Below are 20,114 nucleotides of genomic sequence, written 5' to 3'. Positions count from 1 at the left end.
GCTCAGGACAGCACGCGGTAGGTCACGTGCGTGACCAGGCTCGTCCCCCGCGCCCGCACCTGTTCGAGCTTCAGCGGCGGGACGCCGTCGAACAGCCGGGTGCCGGCGCCGAGCGTGAGCGGCACGATGTGCAGCCGCAGCTCGTCGATCAGGCCGGCGGCGAGGTACTGGTTGATGGTGGTCGCGCCGCCCTGGATCGCGACGTCCCCGTCGCCGGGGACCTCGCGCGCCAGGGCCAGCGCCGACTCGATCCCGTCGGTGACGAAGTGGTACGTGGTGCCGCCGTCCATCGGCTGCGGCTCGCGGGCGTGGTGGGTGAGCACGAAGACCGGGGCGTGGTACGGCGGGTTGTCGCCCCACCAGCCGTTCCACTTCCGGTCCCATTCGCCACGCACCGGGCCGAACATGTTGCGGCCCATGATGTACGCCTTGGCGTTGGTCATCTCGTCGAGCTCGGCCCGGTTCTCCTCGGCCTCGGCGTACCACGCGCTCAGCTGGTCGCCCCAGCCGTCGCCGCCGTCGTCGCCGAACGGGCGTTCCTCGGACTGGTTGAGCCCGGCCGAGTACCCGTCGGCCGAGATCGTGACGTGGCTGACCACCTTGCCCGTGCCTCTGGTCATCGGTCTCTTCTCCTCGTGCGATCCGGCGTCGCCCCCGTGGCGAGCCTCCTGTCAGGCGTCAGCATGAAAGAGACATAGCATGACGTCCAATGCCAATACCGTGATGATCACATTGATATTCTTGATCAATGCTCAGCCTGGTGCATCTCAAGGTTCTGGCCGCGGTGGCCCGACACGAGTCGGTGACCGAGGCGGCCAGGGAGCTGCACTACTCGCAGCCGTCGGTGAGCCACCACCTGTCCCGGCTGGAGGCAGCCACCGGCGCCAAGCTCGTGCAGCGGATCGGTCGGGGCATCCGACTGACGCCGGAGGGGCGGCTGCTGGCCAACCGGGCCGCCGAGATCGTGGGACGGGTCGACGCGGCGACCAACGAGCTCGCGGCGCAGGTCGGCCTCCAGGCGGGCCGGGTCCGGCTGGCCGCCAACGCGTCGGTACTGAGCACCCTCGTGCCCAGTGCGGCCGCCACGTTGGCGCGGACGTACCCGGGCGTCGAGCTGAGCCTGATCGAGCGTCATCCGGTCGAATCGCTGCGGATGCTGCGACACGGCGAGATCGACGTCGCGCTCGTCTTCCGGCATGCCGACGCCCCGGTCGAGGACGAGGGATACCGTCTCCGCCAGATCGGCGACGACCGGATCTACCTGGTCAGCCAGCGGCCCGACGACAGCGTCGCGCACCATCGCCACTCCCCCTGGATCGGCGGTTGCGACGCCTGCACGAACGAGCTGCTCACCGTGTGCCGGCGCGAGGGCTTCGCCCCCCGGATCGGCTCGCTCAGCGACGACATGGTGGTCGTGCAGTCCCTGGTCGCCGCCGGCATGGGCGTCGCCATCCTGCCGGGACTGGCGCTCCTGGCGCATCGCCGACCCGACGTGCACGCCACCGAGATCCCCGGCATCCAGCGGCAGATCCACGCCGCGACCTACGGCGACCCGCCCGACCCGCCCGCCGTCGCGGCCGTGCTGGCGGCGCTCGCCGAAGCACCCAGGCCGAGGGCGCCGGCGCCGAGGGCACCGACCGACGGGTGATCCACGAGCTGCCCCAAGGTGTGCCCGGGGATACCTTCCGGTGGCGGCGGCTCGGGCGGTAGACCTGTTGTTCTGGTGTGTCCCACGGAGGAGGAGCTGACGTGCGCGCGCAGCGACAACCGGCCGAGACCCGTCGCGACGAGCGCGACGACCGCCTCTCGCAGCGCCCGTCCGCGCCCAGATCCGCCGCCGGTGTGCTGCTCGCGTTGCAGCGGTCGGCCGGGAACGCCGCCGTGGTCCAGGCCATGGCGGAAGAGCACGAGCACGAGCACGACGAGGCGACGCGGCCGCCGCGGTCCACGGTGCACGACGTCCTCCGCTCCGCCGGCCGGCCCCTGGACGCGCCGGTGCGCACGGAGATGGAGACGCGGCTCGGCGCCGACTTCTCCGACGTGCGGGTGCACGACGACACCGCGGCGCAGCGCTCGGCCACGGAGGTCGGCGCCCGCGCCTACACGTCCGGCAGCCACGTCGTCCTCGGCCAGGGCGGCGGCGACCGGCACACGCTCGCGCACGAGCTGACCCACGTCATCCAGCAGCGCCATGGCCCGGTCAGCGGCACCGACAACGGCTCCGGGCTCAGCGTCTCCGACCCCTCGGACCGCTTCGAGCGCGCGGCCGAGGCGAACGCGACCCGGGCGCTGGCCGGGGACGTGGGGAGCGCGCCCGCCGTGCAACGTGCGGCCGAGGCCGAGGAGTCCGCTCCCCAGGCCGGGGCGCACGGTGTCGCGGTGCAGCGGGCCGTCCGGGTGGGCTTCGACGTGTTCAGCGATGAGCCGGCCAGGGCGATCAGCCCCACCAACCCGGTGCGGAGCGCCGCGGACCTCATGGCGGAGGTGGAGAAGGCCGTCGAGACGTCGGGGGACAGGACGCTCATCGAGCAGTTCCACGCCAACCGCGCGAAGGTGGAGGACCAGGCCAGGAAGTGGGTGGCGGACTCGCAGGTCGGGTCGCACGACACGAGCGAGCACGCGTTCGGCCGCAAGCGGCATCAGGACGCCTACCACGACTTCGTGCAGGTCGGGCGCGCCCTGGTGGGCTGGGTCCTGCAGAAGCCGGGACGACACGAGGAGAAGGTGTTCGCCAACCAGCTCGTCGCCGACCCCGACCTCGCGGCCGACCTCGACACGGTGCTCGGCAAGGTGCGGACCTGGATCGAGCACCTCGGTGACGATCCCTCCCGCCTGCCCGACCCGTCGCTCACCGTGGACGTGCCACGAATCATGGAGGAGCTGGCCTCGGGACAGGGTGAGGAGTCCGGGCTGAGCACCGAGCGCCACTTCGGCACGTACCAGCGCCACTTCGACCGGCTGGAGGACACGGACCTGCACACCGCGTTCGGCGGCGACTTCATGGCGGTGCTGAACCGGCCCGGCGACTACACCGTCCGGGACAAGATGGTCGTCCTGCACGACCTCTACGAGTACTTCAGGCCGCAGCGGGGACAGGAGCCGGAGACCGCCGGCCGGGGCCTGCTGCCCGCCGAGCCCGCCGAGGCGATGCGCCTGAGCAGCCAGGCGATGGGGGACGACGGCACGGCGGCGTCCCGGGGTCCGGATCGCGGCTCCCGGAGGACGACACGCGACGAGGACGCGCCCTCCACCCGGATGGCGCGCGAGCACCGCATTCCGGTGACGGCCGGCCAGTCGTTCACGGCCTCCCGGATGCTCCACCTCAGCAGCGAGGCCGGTGCGACGGGCCGGGAGCTCAACTCCGTGGCCCTGGGCCTCTTCGCCTTCTGGCGGATCGACTACGACCAGACGGTCGAGCTGGCCGCCCACACCCTGCACGAGGTGCTCGACATCGCCGCCAACTTCGGGGTCCCGTACAACATGAAGGTCCCGCAGCGGACCGCGCGCGACTACCCGGAGGTCATGGCGCGGCGCGCGAAGCGGACCAACGACAAGCTCGCCGAGCAGCTCGATCCGCTGCGCCACGCGGTCGAGGACCTCAAGCGCGGCAAGTCCCCGCTGGGGGCCGACCGGAGGAAGCGGGCCGACGACCTCTTCAAGGCGTACGCGCGGCAGATCGCCGACTGCGAGTTCAAGCGCGCGGCGGCGGAGCAGGCGCCACAGGACCAGGCGCAGGAGGCCAGCACCGCCTACGCCAACGCCCTGCGCCAGGCGTTGGGGCTCTACGCGGAGCTCTGCGAGCTGCTCAAGGCCAAGCGCGTCCAGGACGCCCTGACCGAGGACGACCGCGACGCCATCGGCGCGAGCGGCGTCCCGGAGGCCACCGTCTAGGCACGGCGCCCGCCCGTGCCGGTCTCCGGCACGGGCGGGCGGGGCACGGGCGGGGGCACGGGCGGGTGCGCCGGGTCAGTCCGCCGGGGTCTCGACCGCCGTGGCCGGGTCGCCGTCGACGGCGGCGGTGAGCTGCGGCACCAGCCGCTCCACCAGGTAGGGCACGCTGAGCGCGGTGGCGAACGAGAAGGCGGCGCCGTAGTCGGACGTCTCCTGGACGAAGACCTCACGGCCCTCGGTCACCACGTTCAGGTCGCCGTAGAGCTCGTCGGCGTGCAGGTCGTCGGGTGCGGCGTCCAGGTCCGGCACCAGCCAGACGGCGACCGACTGGTCCAGCAGTTCGGTGCGCTCGCGGCTGATGTTCGCGCCGAACTCGTCGCCGATCTCGTCGTCGAGCCCGTCCGGCAGGGCGAACCCGAGGTCGGCGAGCATCCGGGAGCGTATGTCCTGCGAGCCGTAGACGAAGAAGCCCTCGTACGGGGTGGCGGCGACGCCGGTGGCCTCGGCGAACTCGGGGTGCTCCCGGCGCTCCGCCGCGATGCCGGACTCCACCTCGTCGACCAGGTCGTTCGCCGCCTGCGGCCGGCCCAGGGCCTGGCCGACGATCCGGGTCTGCTCCTGCCAGGGAATGCCCCAGTCGTTGAACTCCTCGGGCGCGGCCACCACGGGCGCGATCTTGCTGAGGTTGTCGTACTGCTCCTCGGTGAGGCCGGCGTACAGGGCCAGGATCAGGTCGGGCGCCTGTTCGGCGATCGCCTCCACGCGCGGTCCGGTGCCCGGGTCGGTCAGCAGCTTCGGCCGCTCGGCGTCCCCGAGCAGGTCCGCCGCCCACGGGCCGATCGCCGCGTCGTGCAGGCCCAGCCATTCGGTGGTGGCGACGGGGACCCTGCCCAGCGCCAGCACCGCGTCCTGGTCGGTCAGGCCCACGGTGACGACGCGCTGCGGCTCCTCCTCCACCGTGGTGGAGCCGAACCGGTGCTCGATGGTGACGGGGAACGCACCGTCCTCGGGAGGCGCGTACGCCGTCGAACGGAGGTCGGCGTCGGCGTCCGCGTCGGCGTCGTCCGAGCCGCAGGCGGCGAGGCTGCCGACGAGGACCGCGGCCGCCGCGAGGGCGGCGGCCAGCCGGCGGTGTCTGGGGGCACGGTGCGTGTACATCGGTTCGTTTCCTTCGGATGGACTGCGGGGACTGTGGGGACTCGTGGGGACTCGTGGGCCGTGGAGGGGACTCAGTGGGGGTCGGGGGCGGCCAGCCGGGTGCGCGACCAGGTCTCCCACAGCTCGGCGTAGCGGCCGCCCAGGGCGCACAACTCGTCGTGGCTGCCGCTCTCCACCACCCGGCCGCCGTCCAACACCACGATCCGGTCGGCGGCCCTGGCCTGGGTGAGCCGGTGCGCGACGACCAGCGCGGTGCGCCCGTCGAGCGCGCGTTCCGCCGCGCGCTCCAGCTCCCGCGCCCCGGCGCTGCCCGCCTCGGCCGTGGCCTCGTCGAGCACGGCCACCGGCGGATCGGCCAGCACCAGCCGGGCCAGGGCCAGCTGCTGGGCCTGGGTGGCGGTGAGCCGGTGCCCGCCCTCGCCGACCACGGTGTCCAGGCCGTCGGGCAGCGCCTCGGCCCAGTCGAGCGCGCCGACGTGGCGCAGCGCCGCGCGCAGCCGCTCCGGGTCGGCGTCGGGCCGGGCCAGCAGCAGGTCCTCGGCGAGCGGCCCGGCGAAGACGTGCACCTCCTGGCTGACCAGGCCGACCGGGCCGGCGACGTTGATCTCGCCCGAGGTGGGCCGGTGGATGCCGGCGATGAGCCGGGCCAGCGTGGTCTTGCCGGCGCCGCTGGCCCCGACGAGCGCGACCCGCTCGCCCGGTTCGAGCGCGAGGTCGACCCCGCGCAGCACCGGCCGCCCCCGCTGGTAGGCGAAGTCGAGGCCGGTCACGGTGACGCCGCCGGCCGTCCCGGGGCCCTCGGCCGCACGATCCGGGTCCGGTTCGTCCGGGGGCAGGTCCGCGACGCCGACCAGTCGGGCGAGGCCGGCGCCGGCCGACTGGGCGTCGTCCATCAGCGCCAGCGCCGCGTTCACCGGGGTGAACAGGCTGTGGAAGTAGAGCGCCGCGGCGGTGGCCGTGCCGATCGTGACGGAGCCCTGCCGCACCAGCAGGAAGCCGGCCACCAGCACCGCGGCCAGGCCGACGTACTCGGCCAGGTGCAGGCGGGCGTAGAAGCGCAGCACCAGGCGCACCCCGCGGAGGGTCACCCGGACCGCCGCGCCCGACCGTTCGGCGACCCGTTCCAGATGTCGCTCGTCGAGCCGGAACGCGCGCACCGTGCCGGCGCCGCCGATGGTGTCGAGCATCTGCTGCTGTTGGGCGCCGACCGCGACGCGCTGTTCGGCGTAGAGCGGCACGGCTCGCCGCAGGTACCAGCGGGCGGTGTGCGCCTGGATCGGCACCGCGAGGAGCGCGGCCACCAGCAGCCGCCAGTCCAGCACCGCCAGCGCGGCCAGCGTGAGCACGATGGCCAGCAGCGAACGTGCCAGCTCCGGCAGGGCGTTGCGGACGGCCTGGGCCACGATGACGATGTCGCCGGTGACCCGGGAGGTGAGGTCGCCGGCGCCGGCCCGCTCGACCCGGCCCAGCGGCAGCCGCAGGGCGTGCGCCACGAACCGCTCGCGCAGCTCGGCCAGCAGGGTCTCGCCGAGCCGGGACACCAGGGAGAGCCCGAGCGCGGTGGCGAGGCCCTGGACCACGGCGACGACGGCGAGCAGCAGCACCGGCTGGGTCAGCGCGCCGGCGCCCCGGCCGTCGGCGACCAGGTCCACGATCCGGCCGAGCAGCGGCTGGGTCAGCAGGCCGACGGCGGTGGCGGCGGCCACGGTGCCGAAGCCGGCCAGCGCGAGGCCGCGGTGCCCGGCGAGCAGCTCCCGGACGGCGGCCCGGGTCCGGGCGGGGGTGGCCACCGGCAGCAGCGCGCGCTCGTCCCCGGTCGCGTCCCCGGTCACATCCCCCGTCACGCTCTCGGTCACGTTCTCGGTCGCGTCGCCGGTCATGACAGCACCACCGCCCGGTAGGAGGCGTGGCGTTCGACGAGCTCCTGGTGCGTGCCGGCGGCCTCCGGCCGGCCGCCGGCCACGAAGACCACCCGGTCGGTGACGGCCAACAGCGCGGGGCTCGTGGTGACCAGCACGGTGGTGCGGTCGGGGCGGGACGTCCGGAGCCGGCGCAGGCCGGTCGCCACCCGGGCCTCCGTCACCGCGTCCACGGCGGTCGTCGGATCGTGCAGCACCAGGATCGGCGGATCGGCGGCCAGCGCACGGGCCAGCGCGACGCGTTGCCGCTGGCCGCCGGAGAGCAGCCCGCCGCGCTCGCCGACCGGCTGGTCCGCGCCCCGGGGCAGCGAGCGGAGCATCTCGTCGGCGCCGGCGGCGGCCAGCGCGGGCGCCAGGTCCGCGCCCTCGGGCGCGCCGTCGGCGACGTTGCCGGCCACCGTGCCGGCGAACAGGTCCGCGTCGTGCGCGGCGACCAGCAGCGTGGCCCGCAGCGCCGCCGGGTCGAGGGTGGCCACCGGCACCCCGCCGAGCTCGACGGAGCCGGCGTCGGGCTCCACCTCCCGGCCCAGGCACCGCACCAGAACGGCGGCGTCCGCCGGTTCGGCCACGGCGACCCCCAGCACCTCCCCGGCCACGGTCACCAGGTCAAGACCACACAGCCCGTCGAGGCACACCCCGTCCAGCCGGAGCGCAGCCTCCCGCGGCGAGCCCTGCCCGTGCCGCGCGCCGCCGTCGCGTGGGCCCCCGGCCGGGGCACCACCACCCGGGGACCCGCCGGGCCACGGCCGCGCCGCACCGGCCCCCGGGGCCCTGCGCGCCGGAGCACCCGGCACGGCATCCCCGGCGACCGGCGACCCGTTGACCGTGGCGTCGCCAACCTGGACACCATCGCCCGGAGCGCCCCCGGCCGGGGAGCCGTTGACCAAGCCGCCGCGCGCCACGGCACCGCCGGCGGGTACGCCGTCCGCGCCGGCGGACACAGGGGCGCCGCCAGGCGCCGGGGCCCCGGTCACCGCGCCGGCCGAGCCCGTGGCCGCGCGTTGCTCCGGCACGCCGGCGGCCGCGCCGGGCGCGTCCGAGGTCGGGCGCCCGTCCGGGCCCGGCAGCGCGGTGCCGCCCGCCGACACCGCGAAGGGTGCGGCAAGCACCTCCGCGATGCGGGTCGCGGAGGCTCGGCCCTGGGCGAGCTCGGCGTTGACGTAGGCCAGGGTCTGCAACGGGCCGATCAGGAAGAGCGCGAGGCCCACGGCCGACACCAACTGGCCCAGGCTGATCGTCTCCTCCGCGGCGAGCCGCCCGCCCACCAGCGCCACCACGGCGATGAACAGCCCGGTCAACGCGGTCGTCATGCCGTGTTGCCACGCCTCCGCCCGGGCCGCCCGGAGCGTCGCGGCGAGCGAGGCGCGGCTGGTGTGCCGGTAGCGGGCCACCGCGGCCGGCACCGCGCCGAGGCCCTTGAGCGCGCGGAGCCCGGCCACCAGGTCGGCGGCGACGCCCGAGGCGTGCGCGGCGCGTTCCTGTTCCACCGCGCTGCGGCGCTCCAGCGGCTTGCTCAGCAGATGTCCCAGGGACAGCAGCACGGGCGTGCCGAGCAGCACCAGCAGCCCGAGGGCGGTGGAGATGCCCAGCAGCACGACGGCGCCGACCAGCAGCCCGGAGAGCGCGGCGAGGCCCAGCGGCAGCGCCATCGCGACGGCCCCGACGCGCCGGGTGTCCTCGGCCGCGACGCTGGTGAGCGCGCCGGGCAGCCGCCCGCGTTCGGCGCCGCCCGCCGGGTGCAGCACCCGGGCGACCAGCTCCATGCGCAGGGCGTGCGCGGCGCGTTCGGCGGCCCGCTCCGCCGCGCGGGCGCCGAACCGGAAGCCGAAGGAGAGCGCCAGGTAGACCACGGCGAGCACGACCAGCCAACGGGTCAGCGCGCCGGCGTCCCGCTCGGCCACCCCGCGGTCGATGACGACGCCGATGAGCACCGGAACGAGCGCCTCGCCGGCCTGGTGGCCGGCGCCGAGCACGGCGCCGACCGCCACGCCGCCGCGCTGTCCGGCGACGGCTCGCCCGAGCACCCTCCGGCCCGACGGGTTGACCTCTCGCACCACGCCTCCGGCTCCCCGAGTGTTTAGGTTAGGCAATCCTAACTACAGGATCCGGAGGAGCACACCGGGGTGGCGTCAGGGGAGGGCGGAGCCGTTGACGATCTTCACGTCCCAGCCGCCGGAGGCGGTGCGGCCGAGCACCTCGACCCGCACCCCGGACGCGGCGTCGTGGTAGCTCTCCCCGGAGCCGAGCGGGGCGTCGGCGAGTTCCGGGTTGACCGAGGTGCCGTGGCAGACGGCGCTGTCCGGATGGCCGTCGAACACCGTGACGGGCCCCTCGGCCGAGGCCACGTCGCTGCGCACCCGGTACACCAGCACGCCCTCGGCGCACGCCTCCGCGTCGTTGCCCGAGGCGGTGCGGGCCTCGACGACCAGCACCTCCGTGGGCCCGGTGCGCACCACCGCCATCCGGGTGTCGGCCGCCGGATGCGCGGGGTCGAGCGGCGCGGTCAGCGGCTGGAGGGTGTGCAGCGAGACGCCCTCGGCGGTGACGCATTCGACGCGCTCCTCGTCCAGCCAGCCCAGCTTCCACTTGTGCCAGCCCAGCGGCTCGGGCGCGAGGCCGAACTGGCTGCCCATCAGGTCCCAGTCCCCCACATGGGTGTCCCAGTCGCCGAAGTCGTTCTCCGGTCGGTGGTAGAGGTCCGGCAGGTCGAAGACGTGCCCGGTCTCGTGCGCCAGCACGTTCCGGTCGGGCGGGCGCCGCTCGAAGAGGGTCACCATCCGGTGGATCTCCGTGTCGCCCACCTGGATCGGCTGGTCGAAGTTGACGACCTTGGTGGCGTCCGAGTCCACGCCCGGCGCGTCCGGATCGGCCACCAGGTAGACGATGTCGTGGCCGCCGATGTCCACCCGCGGCTCCAGCGCGGCCAGGGCGTCGCCGAGATAGCGCGAGCGGAGCTCCGGCGCCCAGTCGCGCCGTATCCCGTACGCGACGGAGTCGGCCGGCATCTCCACCCACTCCTCGACCACCCGGACGTCCAGGTCGAGCCGCCCGTAGGAGGCGTCGCGGAAGAACTCGGCGGTGGCGGGGAAGTAGTCGCCGGCGATGGTGGCCGGGGAGAGCCGGGGGCGGGAGTCGGGGAAGGACAGGAAGACCATCACCGCCTCGACCTCGCCGACCGGGCGCGGGTAGTCGTCGTCCCAGCTGTCGAGGCCCTCCGAATGGTGCACGGCGGCGCGCGGCAGGCCGCAGGGGGCGTCGGCGAGCGCGTCGCCGACCGGGCCCGCCGTCATGGTGGCGCCGAGGACGGCGAGCAGCACGGTGAGCACCGTCGAGGTTCTGCTCGGGGCGCGGCGCACGGCGATCTCCCCTCTGACGAGCCGTCGAGTCCGCCGCAACCACCATGTTCAGATTTTCCGGACATTGCCCTGTTCCACTACGCCGGCCGGGGCACTGCCGCGTTCTTCCGCCCGCGACTACGGTCCGTAGTTATCGATCTCGAACGATCGAGAGCTCACAGGCGCCGAGCAGAAACGATCAGCTAGTCGAACGAGTGCCACCAGCAAATCGAATGACCGTCGAATACATGTCGCATGCACACATGTCAGAGACCCGACGGGGGCCCGCTGGCGCTGGCTCCGGCCACACCGCAGCCTCTATGATCGCCACATTTCCAGCGCGGATCGTGTGTCGGGCAGCCGGGGGAGCGAATGCCCGCGCCATCCGCGGGCTACCAGTCCCCTTTCCGGAGCGATCGGTGAACGGACCCCCCCAAGCACCGGGATGTGACCCGGGAGACTCGCTCGACACACCCCCACGCGACGATACGGAGAGTAACATCTCTGGAGTCGGCCGCGATCCGCACGCGCGCCGGCAGACGGAGCAGGCAGCGGACGCGAGCGACTACCGCGCGGCCTTCGCCATTGCCCAACTCCCCATGGCGCTGGTGAACCGGTCAGGACACATCCTCGCCGCCAACCCCGCGCTGGGCCTGCTGCTCGGGCACCGCCCCGAGGACCTCACCGGACTGCGCGCGGAGGCGGTGACCGGGCTCGGGCTCGACGGCCGCACCCGCGGCTCGTACCACGCGGTGCTGCGCGGCCACAGCGACCAACTCCGATGCACCCGCCGGCTGAAACACGCCGACGGGCACGCCCTGTGGGCCGAGGTCACGGTGCTGCCCACCGACCGCCGGGCCGACGCCCCCGGCTCCTCGGCGGCGCTGCTGACGGTCCTGGACGTCAGCGAACGCCGCGCGCTGCGCCAGGAGCTGCGCCACATCCAGATGCACGATCCGGTGACCCGGCTGCCGAACCGCACGCTGTTCTTCGAGCGGCTGGCCGCCGCGCTGGCCGACTCGGCGACCGGCCGGATCGGGCTGTGCTTCCTGAACCTCGACGGGTTCAAGGCGGTCAACGACACCCTCGGCCACCGGGTCGGCGACGAGCTGCTGCGCGCCGCCGGACAGCGGCTGGCCCAGTGCGCGACCGCGGCGGGCTCGGGCGAGCATCTGGTGGCCCGGCTCGGCGGGGACGAGTTCGCGGTGCTGGTGGAGGGCTCCACCAGCACCCGGCAGCTGACCGGGCTGGCGCAGTCGCTGCTCGACGCGCTGCAGCAGCCGTTCGAGCTTGGCGGGCAGCGGCTCGCGGTCTCCGCCAGCATCGGCGTCGTGGAACAGGAGACCGAAGGCACCAGCGCCACCCGGCTGATGCAGGCCGCGGACACGACGCTCTACTGGGCGAAGGCGGACGGCAAGGCGCGGTGGACCCTCTTCGACCCGGAGCGCAACGCGCACCGGCTGACCCGGCAGTCGCTGGCCGCGACGCTCCGGCCCGCGGTGGACCGCGGCGAGTTCACGCTGGAGTACCAGCCCATCGTGGGGCTCGCGGACGAGCTGCTGCACGGGGCGGAGGCCCTGGTGCGCTGGCGGCACCCCCGGTTCGGCACGCTCGGCCCCGACCGTTTCGTCGGGCTGGCGGAGGAGACCGGGGCCATCGTGCCGCTGGGCAGCTGGGTGCTGCGCGAGGCGTGCCGGCAGGCCCGGCACTGGCAGCAGACCGGCTCCGGTCACCCGCTCTTCGTCAGCGTGAACGTGGCGGTGCGGCAGCTGTGGGACTCCGACCTGGTCACCGAGGTGGCCCGGACGCTGGCGGAGACCGGGCTGCCGGCGGGGCTGCTCCAGCTGGAGCTGACCGAGTCGGCGGTGATGGGCTCGGCGGGGCGGCCGCTGCAGGTGTTGCAGGCGCTGTCCGACATGGGGGTGCGGATCGCCATCGACGACTTCGGCACCGGCTACTCGAACCTCGCCTACCTCAGCCGGCTGCCGGTGCGGGTGCTGAAGCTGGACGGCACCTTCGTGCGCGGCTTCCGCACCGCGCGGCATCTGAACCCGGCGGACGAGACGATCGTCACCTCGCTGGTGCAGCTGGCCCACAAGCTGGGCCTGACCGTGACCGCCGAGGGTGTGGAGGGCCCGGCGCAGGCGGAACGGCTGCGCCGCATCGGCTGCGACACGGGCCAGGGCTGGCACTACGCCCGACCGATGTCACCGGAACGCCTCACCACCCTGCTGGCCAGCCGCATGGGGCTTGCCGCCCGCTGACCCACGACAACGCCGCCCAGCCGACGGCTCGGACCCCAGGCCCAGCGCCCACGTGCCCCGCCGCACGTGCCCGGGCCCGGGCTACCGGTCGGTGAAGAGGGTGCCCAGGGCGGGGGCCGTCGCGGGGTGGCTGAGGAGGCGCAGGCCCTCCCAGGCGGTGACCTGGTTCGCGGTGAGCACGGGCTTGCCCAGCTCCGCCTCCAGCTCGGCCACCCAGGCCGCCGTGTGCAGCGCCGTGTCCGGCAGCAGCACCGCCTGGGCCGCCGGGTCGTCGCCCTCGCGGGCCAGCCGCAGCACCTCGTCGCGGCCCCAGGTGCCGACCTCGGCCGCCGTGATGATGCCGCTGCCGCGGGTCGCGGTGACCTCGACGCCCGCCCGCTTCAGGAAGTCCTCGAAGAGCGCGGCCACGTCCTCGGGGTACGTCGCCGCGATGGCGACCCGTTCCAGGCCCAGCTCGCGCACCGCGTGGGCGAAGGCGAAGGACGTGCTGGACGCCGGCAGCCCGGCGGCCTCGGACAGCCGCCGCACCTGCTCGGCCGCGCCGTCCCAGCCGAAGACGAAGCTGGCGCTGGTGCAGGCCCACACCACGGCCTGCGGCCGGTGGGTGAGCAGCTCGGCGAGGCTGGCGGTGAGCCGGTCGACCGAGCCCATCTCCAGCAACGCGTCCACCCGGTGGGCGTCCGTGCCGATGTCCGTGTGCACCAGTGGCAGCCCCGCTCGGACGCCCGCCTCGGACAGCATCGACTCCATGCGGGGGTAGTCGTCCTCCGCCGAATGCCCCGGGTACAGGAATCCGACCGTCGCCTTCGCCATCACGCAGCTCCCTTCGTGCCACTCATACCGCTCACACGCACGCCGCTCGTCCCGCGGCGCCACGTCTCACACCGGTCAGGGGATCTCCCCGCCCAGCTCGTCGCCCTCGACCACCGGGCCCTCGGCCACCGGGCCGTCCACGAGGCCGCTCTCCGCCACCGCCAGCTCCGGTTCGAGCGTCTCCGGCGGCGGCACGACGTGCGGCGCCTCCGGAACGACGGGCGACGGGGACACCGCCATGGACGCGGGACCGCGCCGGGCCGCCGGGTCCAGCAGCGCCTGGTACGGGCCGACGGCCTGTTTGCCGATCATGCGCAACGCGGACCACATGGTGACCTGGTTCGCGGAGAGCACCGGCATCCGCAGCTCGGCCTCGAGCTGCGGGATCACGTCGTAGGTGGGCAGGTTCGTGCAGCTGATGAACAGCGCGTCCGGCGTGTCGTCGACGGCCTGCCGCGCCATCTCCACCACCGCACGGTAGGGCACCCGCCAGATCTCCCGGGTCAGCCCGAGATAGCAGCGCCCCGACACCTCGATCCCGCCCTCCTGGAGGTACTCCTCCAGCGAGTCGGTGACCGACTTGGTGTACGGGGTGATGACCGCCACCCGGCGCACGTTCAGCTCCCGCAGGGCGACCAGCAGGGCGCCCGACGTGGTGAGCGCCGGCATCTCGCCGGCCCTCGCCATGGCCGCGGCCATGGACCGCTCGCCGGCCACGCCGCCGACGAAGCTGCCCGAGGTGCAGGCGTACGCGACCACTTCGGGGCTGACCGCGCACAGGGCGCGGACCGCCTCGCGCAGGGTCTCGTGCTCGCTCACCATCCGCGCCAGGTCGAGGCTGACCTCGACCGGCACGAACGGCGTGCGTGTCAGGTGGAGCGAGACGTCGTCCGGGACCCAGCGCCAGAGCTCCCGGTCGAGCGCGAAGTCGAACGGGGCGACGATGCCCACACCGCGCTGTGGGAGTGGTCCACCCAGGAACGAGACATCCATATTCGTACCCCGATTCACAAACGCAGGGCGGCAGGACGCGAGGGGTACGACGCCCGCCGGAACAGTGGATAAACGTCAGGATGATCAGATGGCTTCGTTGACGTTCGTTGACGAAGGTAGTTTCTCGTTCCTACCGTGGTCAATCCCCAGTGGCCTCATGCAAACAAGCCTTCGTTTCGAAACGGTTTCCGCCCAATGACTGAACCTCGTGTCCTGGTGCTCGACGCCGATCCGCTGCCCCGTCTCGACCGGCTGGCGGGCCGTGCCAGCATCCTCCATGCCGACGAGAACACACTGGCCAGCCGCCTGCCAGAGGCGAACGTCCTGCTCGTATGGGACTTCCTGTCCGACGCGGTCCGGGACGCCTGGCCCGGCCCCGGACCCCGCCCCGAGTGGGTGCACACCGCGAGCGCCGGTGTGGACCGGCTCCTGTTCCCCGAACTGGTCTCCTCACCCACGGTCATTACCAATGCCCGTGGGGTCTTCGACCGGCCCATCGCCGAATACGTTGCCGGGCTGGTACTGGTCTTCGCAAAGGATTTTCTCGGTAGCTGGGAATTGCAGCGGCAACGGCGTTGGCAGCACAGGGAGACCGCCAAGGTCCACGGGTCGCGGGCCGTGGTGGTCGGCTCGGGGCCCATCGGGCGGACCGTTGGGCGGACGTTGCGGGCGTTGGGCATCGAGGTGGCCCTGGTGGGCCGCCGCGCCCAGGAGTCGGACGAGGACTTTGGTCGGGTGCACGCGAGCGAATCGCTACCGGAGCTGTTGCCGCGCGCCGACTGGGTGGTGTGTGCTGCGCCACTCACCGACGCGACCCGCGGCATGTTCGACCGGGCGGTGTTCGACCTGATGCGACCCGGTGCGCACTTCGTGAACATCGGCCGCGGCCAGCACGTGGTGGAGGAGGATCTGGCCGCCGCGCTCCACGAGGGCCGGTTGGCCGGCGCCGCGCTGGACGTGTTCGCCACCGAGCCGCTGCCGGCCGACAGCCCGCTGTGGGACGCGCCGGGGCTGCTGGTGTCGCCGCACATGAGCGGCGACACCTTCGGCTGGCGCGACGACCTGGCCGAGCAGTTCCTCGACAACTTCGACCGCTGGGAGTCCGGCCGGCCGCTCTTCAACGTGGTCGACAAGGGGCTCGGGTACGTACCGAACGTCCAGCCGGCCGAGCCGGCGCCCCGGACTCAGCAGACGCAGCAGACGCAGCAGACAGAGCAGCCGAACGAGGAAGGCGGGACCCGATGACCGAACTCACCGCGCTCACGGCGGGCGAGCTGACGGCCGGCTACGCCGCCGGGGAGTTCTCCCCGGTGGAGGTGACCGAGGCCACACTGGCGCGAGCCGAGGCCGTGCAGCCGGCGGTGAACGCCTTCGTGCTGCTGGACCGGGACGGGGCGCTGGCCCAGGCGCGGGCCGCCGGCGAACGGTGGCGGCGCGGGGAGCCGGCCGGCCCGGTGGACGGCGTGCCGGTGACCGTCAAGGACATCCTGCTGCTCCGCGACCACCCCACGCTGCGCGGTTCGGCGGCCATCGACCCGGCGGGCCCGTGGCCGGAGGACGCGCCCGCGGTGGCGCGGCTGCGCGAGGGCGGCGCGGTGTTCGTCGGCAAGACCACCACCCCCGAGTTCGGCTGGAAGGGGGTCACGGACAGCCCGCCGCACGGCGCGACGGGCAACCCGTACGACCCGGCGCGCACCGCCGGCGGGTCCAGCGGCGGCAGCGCGGCGGCGGTGGCGCTCGGCGCGGGGCCGCTGAGCCTGGGCACGGACGGCGGCGGCTCGGTGCGGATCCCGGCGTCGTTCTGCGGGATCTTCGCGCTGAAGCCGACCTACGGCCGGGTGCCGCTGTACCCGGCGAGCGCCTTCGGGACGCTGGCCCATGTGGGCCCGATGACCAGGGACGCGGCGGACGCGGCGCTGCTGCTGGACGCCATCGGCCGCCCCGACCCGCGCGACTGGTCCCATCTGGGCCCGCCGCCCGGCGGGTTCCGGGAGGCGCTGCCGGACGGCCCGGAGGCGGTGGAGGCGGTGCGCGAGCTGCGGATCGCCTACTCCCCCACCCTGGGCTTCGGGGACGCGGTGGCGGTGGCGCCCGAGGTGGCCTCGGCGGTGCGCGGCGCGGTGGAGCTGCTGGAGCGGCTGGGCGCCCGGGTCGTCGAGACCGACCCGCCGCTGCCGCCGCTGGACGAGCTGCGCGAGGCGTTCCACGTGCTGTGGTTCGCGGGCGCGGCGCGGGTCACGCAGCACTTCGACGCGGCGCAGCGGGCCGGCATGGACCCGGGGCTCGCGGAGATCTGCGCGGAGGGCGCCGGGTACTCCGCGCTGGACTACCTGGCGGCGGTGGACGTGCGGATGGCGGCCGGGCGGGCGATGGGGGTGTTCCACCAGGAGTACGACCTGCTGGTCACGCCGACGATGCCGCTCACCGCGTTCGAGCTGGGGGTGGAGGTGCCGGCCGGCTCCGGCCAGCGGCGGTGGACCGAGTGGACCCCGTTCACCTACCCGTTCAACATGACCCAGCAGCCGGCCGCGTCGCTGCCCTGCGGGGTGGACGCGGCCGGGCTGCCGATCGGTCTGCAGCTGGTCGCCGAGCGGCACGCGGACGCCGCGGTGCTGCGCGCCGCGCACGCGCTGTACGCGGCGGGCGCGGCCGGGGTCCCGGAGCCGGCGCTGACCAGCTCCGGAGCCCCGAGTGCCGCGGTGGGTCCGGCTACGCCCGGCGGAAGCTGAGGGTCTCGCCCAGGGCGCCGGCGCGCCAGAGGTCCTGGCAGGCGTCGGCCATCCGGTCGAGCCCGTCGATGATCGAGCCCCAGACGATGCCGGGCACCCAGCCGGCGTCGCCGTTGATCAGCAGGTTGTTCCGCTCGTAGAAGAGCGCGAGGTCGACCACCGTGGCCCGGCCCTGGTGTGCCGCGTCCTGCTCGTAGCCGTAGGACGCGGTCGCCAGCTGGGTGCTGGTGAAGGTGAAGTAACACAGGTCGCCGGGGATCGGGGTGATGGTGGGGTTCTCCAGCGGCGGCTCGACGGCGGCGAAGGGCTCCACCAGCGCGTAGATCTCGTTCCGCGCGTACTTCGCGTGGTAGACGTCGCCGCCGAGCGGCAGCGCGTTCCAGATCGCGTCGCAGGTGATCGGCGCGCGGTCGCCGAGCAGTCTCGCCGTGCAGCTCACCCCCCGCTTCTCCAGGGAGACGGTGATGAACCGCTCGGGCGCGGTCTCTTCGGCCTGTGACATGACAGCCTGCCCTCCTCGTGCGTTCTGTGCTCATGGCATGGTCGCATCTCCCTGAGGTCACAGGTGTGAGTGTCATCCGAATTGGCTCGCATACAATCCGCGCGGCTGGGTAGAGGCGGCGCCATGACTCCACCAGAGAGAAATTTCGCGGCTACGAAGGGAAGGGGGATCAGTCGTCGGTCGTTGCTGACCGGAGTGGCGGCGTTGGGCGCCCTGGGCGCGGCCGGGTGCAGCCGAGTCGCCGCCGAGGGTGAGGTGGAAGGCGGTGATCTGCTGGAACGCCTGCGGGACAGCGGCACCGTCAAGGTGGGAATCGCCAACGAACCGCCCTTCGGCTACATCAACGACGAGGGTGAGGCCACCGGCGAGGCGCCGGAGATCGCCAAGGTGATCTTCCGGAGACTCGGCGTCGAGAACGTCGAGCCGGTGACCGTCGATTTCAGCGCCCTGATTCCCGGACTCAAGGCCCAGCAGTTCGACGTGGTGTCGGCGGGAATGTTCATCAATCCGACCCGCTGCGCTCAGGTGCTTTTCTCCGATCCGGACTACCTGATGCTCGACGCCTTCATCGTTCCCAAGGGAAATCCGAAGAACATCAGGAACTACGACGACGTCGCCCAGAAGGGCCTCACCCTGGCCACCGGCCAGGCGTACGCGGAGATCGACTACGCGCTGGGCAACGGGGTGCCCAGCGGGAAGCTGTTGATCCTGCCCGACCAGGTGGCCGGCCTGGAGGCGGTCGCCACCGGACGGGTCGACGCCTTCGCCGGGACGAACGTCACGGTCACGACGGTCGCGGAGGGCAGGGACCGGGTGGAGGCCACCGAACCGTTCCAACCGTATCTGGACGGGGAGCCCGCGCTCGGCGCCGGCGGCTTCGCGTTCCGGCCGACGGAGCAGAATCTTCGTGACGCCTTCAACGAGGAACTCCTGAAGCTCAAGGAGAACAACTACGAGGGCCTTCTGGAGATCGTGGGACCCTTCGGCTTCACGCAGGCGGAGATGACCGATCTCACGGCCGAGGAGCTTTGCGCATGATGACCTCGGGGATGTTCGAGAACTGGTTCCTGCCGGGCATCTGGGTCACGATCCAGGTCACCCTCTACAGCGCGCTGCTCGGCGCGGGCGTGGCGTTCGTCATCGGCACCGCGCGCACCTCCAGGTTCTGGATCGTGCGCTTCCTCTCCGGTATCTATTTCGAGTTCTTCCGGGGCATGTCGGCACTCGTCCTGATGATCTGGCTGTTCTTCTCGGTGCCGATCATCTTCCGCTTGCAGTTCGTGCCGATGTGGGCCGGCGTGCTCGCGCTCGGCCTGACCTACGGCGCCTACGGGTCCGAGATCGTGCGCGGCGCCCTGGCGGCCGTGCCGGTGGCTCAGCGCGAGGCGGGGATCGCGTTGGGCTTCACCCGGTTCCAGCGGCTGCGCAGGATCGAGATCCCGCAGGCCTGGCCCGAGATGATTCCACCGTTCAACAACCTGCTGATCGAGCTGATGAAGGGCACCGCGCTGGTGTCCGTCATCACGGTGGCCGACATGACCTACGCGGGGAACCTGGTCCGCCAGGGTGAGGGCGAGTCGGCGCCCATCTACACGCTGCTCCTGGTGCTGTACTTCGCCTTCGCGTTCCTGCTCACCCGCGGCATGCGGGTGCTGGAACGGCAGGCGAAGAAGGGCATCGGCCAGGCGCCGCCGGCCGGCGGCGGCTTCTGGAGCAAGTTCTCGCTGAGCCGGGACACGGACCAGACCGCCACCGGCATGCCGACGCGGAAGCCCGTCGGCGGCGGGATCGGAGGCGCCTGATGGATACCTGGAACTGGCAGAACGTCGAGGACTTCATGCCCACCTTCTGGGACGGGCTGTGGGTGACCCTGCAGGCCCTGGTCCTGGGCAGCCTCATCGCCTTCGCGCTCGGCCTGGTGTGGGCGCTGGCACAGCGCTCGCGGTTCGTCTGGGTCCGCTGGCCGGTGAACCTGATCACCGAGTTCATCCGGAACACACCGCTGCTGGTGCAGCTCTTCTTCCTGTTCTACGTGTTGCCCGAGTGGGGACCCCAGTGGTCGCCGCTCACCACGGGCATCATCGGCCTCGGCCTGCACTACTCGACGTACACCTCCGAGGTGTACCGGGCCGGCATCGGCGGCGTGCCGGTGGGCCAGTGGGAGGCCGCCAAGGCGCTCAGCCTGCCCGCCTCCCGCACCTGGATCGGCGTCATCCTGCCGCAGGCCATCCGCCGCGTGGTGCCGGCGCTCGGCAACTACGTGATCGCGATGCTGAAGGACTCCCCGATGATCGCCATCATCGGGGCGCTGGACATGCTGGGCGAGGCCCAGACCTTCAGTGACACCACCTTCACCTCCGAGGCGTACACCGTCGTCGGTGTGGCGTTCATCGCGATCGCCTATCCGGCATCCCTGTTGATCCGAGCCCTGGAGCGTCGCCTTGCCCGCAGCATCTGAGAACGACCGGGGAAGCAGACCACGCAGCAACGAGAGCGAGACAACGGAGCCA

General features: G+C 73.1%; 16 protein-coding genes. 8 read left to right on the top strand and 8 right to left on the bottom strand.

Going from position 1 to position 20,114, the window contains the following annotated elements; all coding sequences use genetic code 11:
* Window positions 1-2: 2 nt before the first annotated feature.
* The gene (locus tag ABGB06_RS00630) at window positions 3-620 is read right to left on the bottom strand and encodes a dihydrofolate reductase family protein (protein ID WP_347584557.1); all 618 of its coding nucleotides are present in this window, start codon (window positions 618-620) and stop codon (window positions 3-5) included.
* Between the two features lie 128 nt (window positions 621-748).
* On the opposite strand from ABGB06_RS00630, the gene ABGB06_RS00625 reads away from it, so the two are divergent.
* Window positions 749-1,648: a LysR family transcriptional regulator gene (locus tag ABGB06_RS00625; RefSeq protein ID WP_347584556.1), complete on the top strand. Its 900-nt coding sequence runs from the start codon at window positions 749-751 to the stop codon at window positions 1,646-1,648.
* Between the two features lie 245 nt (window positions 1,649-1,893).
* Complete coding sequence (locus tag ABGB06_RS00620) at window positions 1,894-3,891, top strand: DUF4157 domain-containing protein (RefSeq protein ID WP_347585390.1); 1,998 nt, start codon at window positions 1,894-1,896, stop codon at window positions 3,889-3,891.
* Window positions 3,892-3,966: 75 nt separating this feature from the next.
* Here ABGB06_RS00620 and ABGB06_RS00615 read toward each other — a convergent pair whose 3' ends face one another.
* The 4 genes from ABGB06_RS00615 to ABGB06_RS00600 all read right to left on the bottom strand — a co-directional run bounded on the left by ABGB06_RS00615 (window position 3,967) and on the right by ABGB06_RS00600 (window position 10,324).
* The gene (locus ABGB06_RS00615) at window positions 3,967-5,049 is read right to left on the bottom strand and encodes an ABC transporter substrate-binding protein (RefSeq protein ID WP_347584555.1); all 1,083 of its coding nucleotides are present in this window, start codon (window positions 5,047-5,049) and stop codon (window positions 3,967-3,969) included.
* A gap of 71 nt (window positions 5,050-5,120) precedes the next feature.
* Window positions 5,121-6,929: an ABC transporter ATP-binding protein gene (locus ABGB06_RS00610; protein ID WP_347584554.1), complete on the bottom strand. Its 1,809-nt coding sequence runs from the start codon at window positions 6,927-6,929 to the stop codon at window positions 5,121-5,123.
* Entirely contained in the window at window positions 6,926-9,025 is a 2,100-nt protein-coding gene (locus tag ABGB06_RS00605) for an ABC transporter ATP-binding protein (protein ID WP_347584553.1), read from the bottom strand. Before ABGB06_RS00605 ends, ABGB06_RS00610 begins: the two co-directional genes overlap by 4 nt.
* Window positions 9,026-9,097: 72 nt before the next feature.
* Window positions 9,098-10,324, bottom strand: a complete 1,227-nt coding sequence (locus ABGB06_RS00600; protein ID WP_347584552.1) for a M6 family metalloprotease domain-containing protein — start codon at window positions 10,322-10,324, stop codon at window positions 9,098-9,100.
* 563 nt (window positions 10,325-10,887) lie between these two features.
* On the opposite strand from ABGB06_RS00600, the gene ABGB06_RS00595 reads away from it, so the two are divergent.
* Window positions 10,888-12,567 carry an EAL domain-containing protein gene (locus tag ABGB06_RS00595; RefSeq protein ID WP_347585388.1) on the top strand — a complete coding sequence of 560 codons (1,680 nt, stop codon included), beginning with the start codon at window positions 10,888-10,890 and terminating at the stop codon, window positions 12,565-12,567.
* Window positions 12,568-12,648: 81 nt separating this feature from the next.
* Here the strand turns inward: ABGB06_RS00595 and ABGB06_RS00590 are convergent, their stop codons facing one another.
* Window positions 12,649-13,380, bottom strand: a complete 732-nt coding sequence (locus tag ABGB06_RS00590) for a decarboxylase (protein WP_347584550.1) — start codon at window positions 13,378-13,380, stop codon at window positions 12,649-12,651.
* Window positions 13,381-13,455: 75 nt separating this feature from the next.
* Entirely contained in the window at window positions 13,456-14,373 is a 918-nt protein-coding gene (locus ABGB06_RS00585; protein WP_347584549.1) for a decarboxylase, read from the bottom strand.
* A 195-nt stretch (window positions 14,374-14,568) separates the two neighbouring features.
* Here ABGB06_RS00585 and ABGB06_RS00580 point away from each other — a divergent pair, with 195 nt between their 5' ends.
* Together ABGB06_RS00580 and ABGB06_RS00575 are read left to right on the top strand one after the other, a co-directional pair.
* Window positions 14,569-15,618, top strand: a complete 1,050-nt coding sequence (locus ABGB06_RS00580) for a D-2-hydroxyacid dehydrogenase (RefSeq protein ID WP_347585386.1) — start codon at window positions 14,569-14,571, stop codon at window positions 15,616-15,618.
* Window positions 15,615-17,102, top strand: coding sequence for an amidase (locus tag ABGB06_RS00575; RefSeq protein ID WP_347584548.1), 1,488 nt, complete (start codon window positions 15,615-15,617; stop codon window positions 17,100-17,102). Before ABGB06_RS00580 ends, ABGB06_RS00575 begins: the two co-directional genes overlap by 4 nt.
* On the opposite strand, the gene ABGB06_RS00570 is transcribed toward ABGB06_RS00575, so the two are convergent.
* A complete protein-coding gene (locus ABGB06_RS00570; RefSeq protein ID WP_347584547.1) occupies window positions 17,083-17,604 on the bottom strand; it encodes a DUF3830 family protein in 522 nt (173 codons plus the stop codon). The two genes, ABGB06_RS00575 and ABGB06_RS00570, sit on opposite strands and share 20 nt — an antisense overlap.
* Window positions 17,605-17,727: 123 nt before the next feature.
* Here ABGB06_RS00570 and ehuB point away from each other — a divergent pair, with 123 nt between their 5' ends.
* From ehuB to ehuD, 3 genes are read left to right on the top strand one after another with little or no spacing between them, the layout of a single operon-like run.
* On the top strand, window positions 17,728-18,642 hold the full coding sequence (ehuB, locus tag ABGB06_RS00565; protein WP_347584546.1) for an ectoine/hydroxyectoine ABC transporter substrate-binding protein EhuB: 915 nt from the start codon (window positions 17,728-17,730) through the stop codon (window positions 18,640-18,642).
* Complete coding sequence (gene ehuC / locus ABGB06_RS00560) at window positions 18,642-19,406, top strand: ectoine/hydroxyectoine ABC transporter permease subunit EhuC (protein WP_347585384.1); 765 nt, start codon at window positions 18,642-18,644, stop codon at window positions 19,404-19,406. The genes ehuB and ehuC overlap by 1 nt, the downstream gene beginning before the upstream one ends.
* Window positions 19,406-20,062 carry an ectoine/hydroxyectoine ABC transporter permease subunit EhuD gene (ehuD, locus tag ABGB06_RS00555; protein ID WP_347584545.1) on the top strand — a complete coding sequence of 219 codons (657 nt, stop codon included), beginning with the start codon at window positions 19,406-19,408 and terminating at the stop codon, window positions 20,060-20,062. Before ehuC ends, ehuD begins: the two co-directional genes overlap by 1 nt.
* Window positions 20,063-20,114: the final 52 nt, after the last annotated feature.

It is taken from the genome of Streptomyces sp. B6B3 (assembly GCF_039871525.1).
Taxonomy (GTDB): domain Bacteria; phylum Actinomycetota; class Actinomycetes; order Streptomycetales; family Streptomycetaceae; genus Streptomyces.
The sequence above is the reverse complement of the archived record's forward strand: the minus strand, read 5'-3'. Positions and strand labels throughout refer to the sequence as shown.

Excerpts from the sequence above, each read along its gene's own strand:
- ABGB06_RS00630 (WP_347584557.1), bottom strand. The coding sequence starts at position 620 with ATGACCAGAGGCACGGGCAAGGTGGTCAGCCACGTCACGATCTCGGCC.
- ABGB06_RS00625 (WP_347584556.1), top strand. The coding sequence starts at position 749 with ATGCTCAGCCTGGTGCATCTCAAGGTTCTGGCCGCGGTGGCCCGACAC.
- ABGB06_RS00620 (WP_347585390.1), top strand. The coding sequence starts at position 1,894 with ATGGCGGAAGAGCACGAGCACGAGCACGACGAGGCGACGCGGCCGCCG.
- ABGB06_RS00615 (WP_347584555.1), bottom strand. The coding sequence starts at position 5,049 with ATGTACACGCACCGTGCCCCCAGACACCGCCGGCTGGCCGCCGCCCTC.
- ABGB06_RS00610 (WP_347584554.1), bottom strand. The coding sequence starts at position 6,929 with ATGACCGGCGACGCGACCGAGAACGTGACCGAGAGCGTGACGGGGGAT.
- ABGB06_RS00590 (WP_347584550.1), bottom strand. The coding sequence starts at position 13,380 with ATGGCGAAGGCGACGGTCGGATTCCTGTACCCGGGGCATTCGGCGGAG.
- ABGB06_RS00585 (WP_347584549.1), bottom strand. The coding sequence starts at position 14,373 with ATGGATGTCTCGTTCCTGGGTGGACCACTCCCACAGCGCGGTGTGGGC.
- ABGB06_RS00580 (WP_347585386.1), top strand. The coding sequence starts at position 14,569 with ATGACTGAACCTCGTGTCCTGGTGCTCGACGCCGATCCGCTGCCCCGT.
- ABGB06_RS00575 (WP_347584548.1), top strand. The coding sequence starts at position 15,615 with ATGACCGAACTCACCGCGCTCACGGCGGGCGAGCTGACGGCCGGCTAC.
- ABGB06_RS00570 (WP_347584547.1), bottom strand. The coding sequence starts at position 17,604 with ATGTCACAGGCCGAAGAGACCGCGCCCGAGCGGTTCATCACCGTCTCC.
- ehuB (WP_347584546.1), top strand. The coding sequence starts at position 17,728 with ATGACTCCACCAGAGAGAAATTTCGCGGCTACGAAGGGAAGGGGGATC.
- ehuC (WP_347585384.1), top strand. The coding sequence starts at position 18,642 with ATGACCTCGGGGATGTTCGAGAACTGGTTCCTGCCGGGCATCTGGGTC.
- ehuD (WP_347584545.1), top strand. The coding sequence starts at position 19,406 with ATGGATACCTGGAACTGGCAGAACGTCGAGGACTTCATGCCCACCTTC.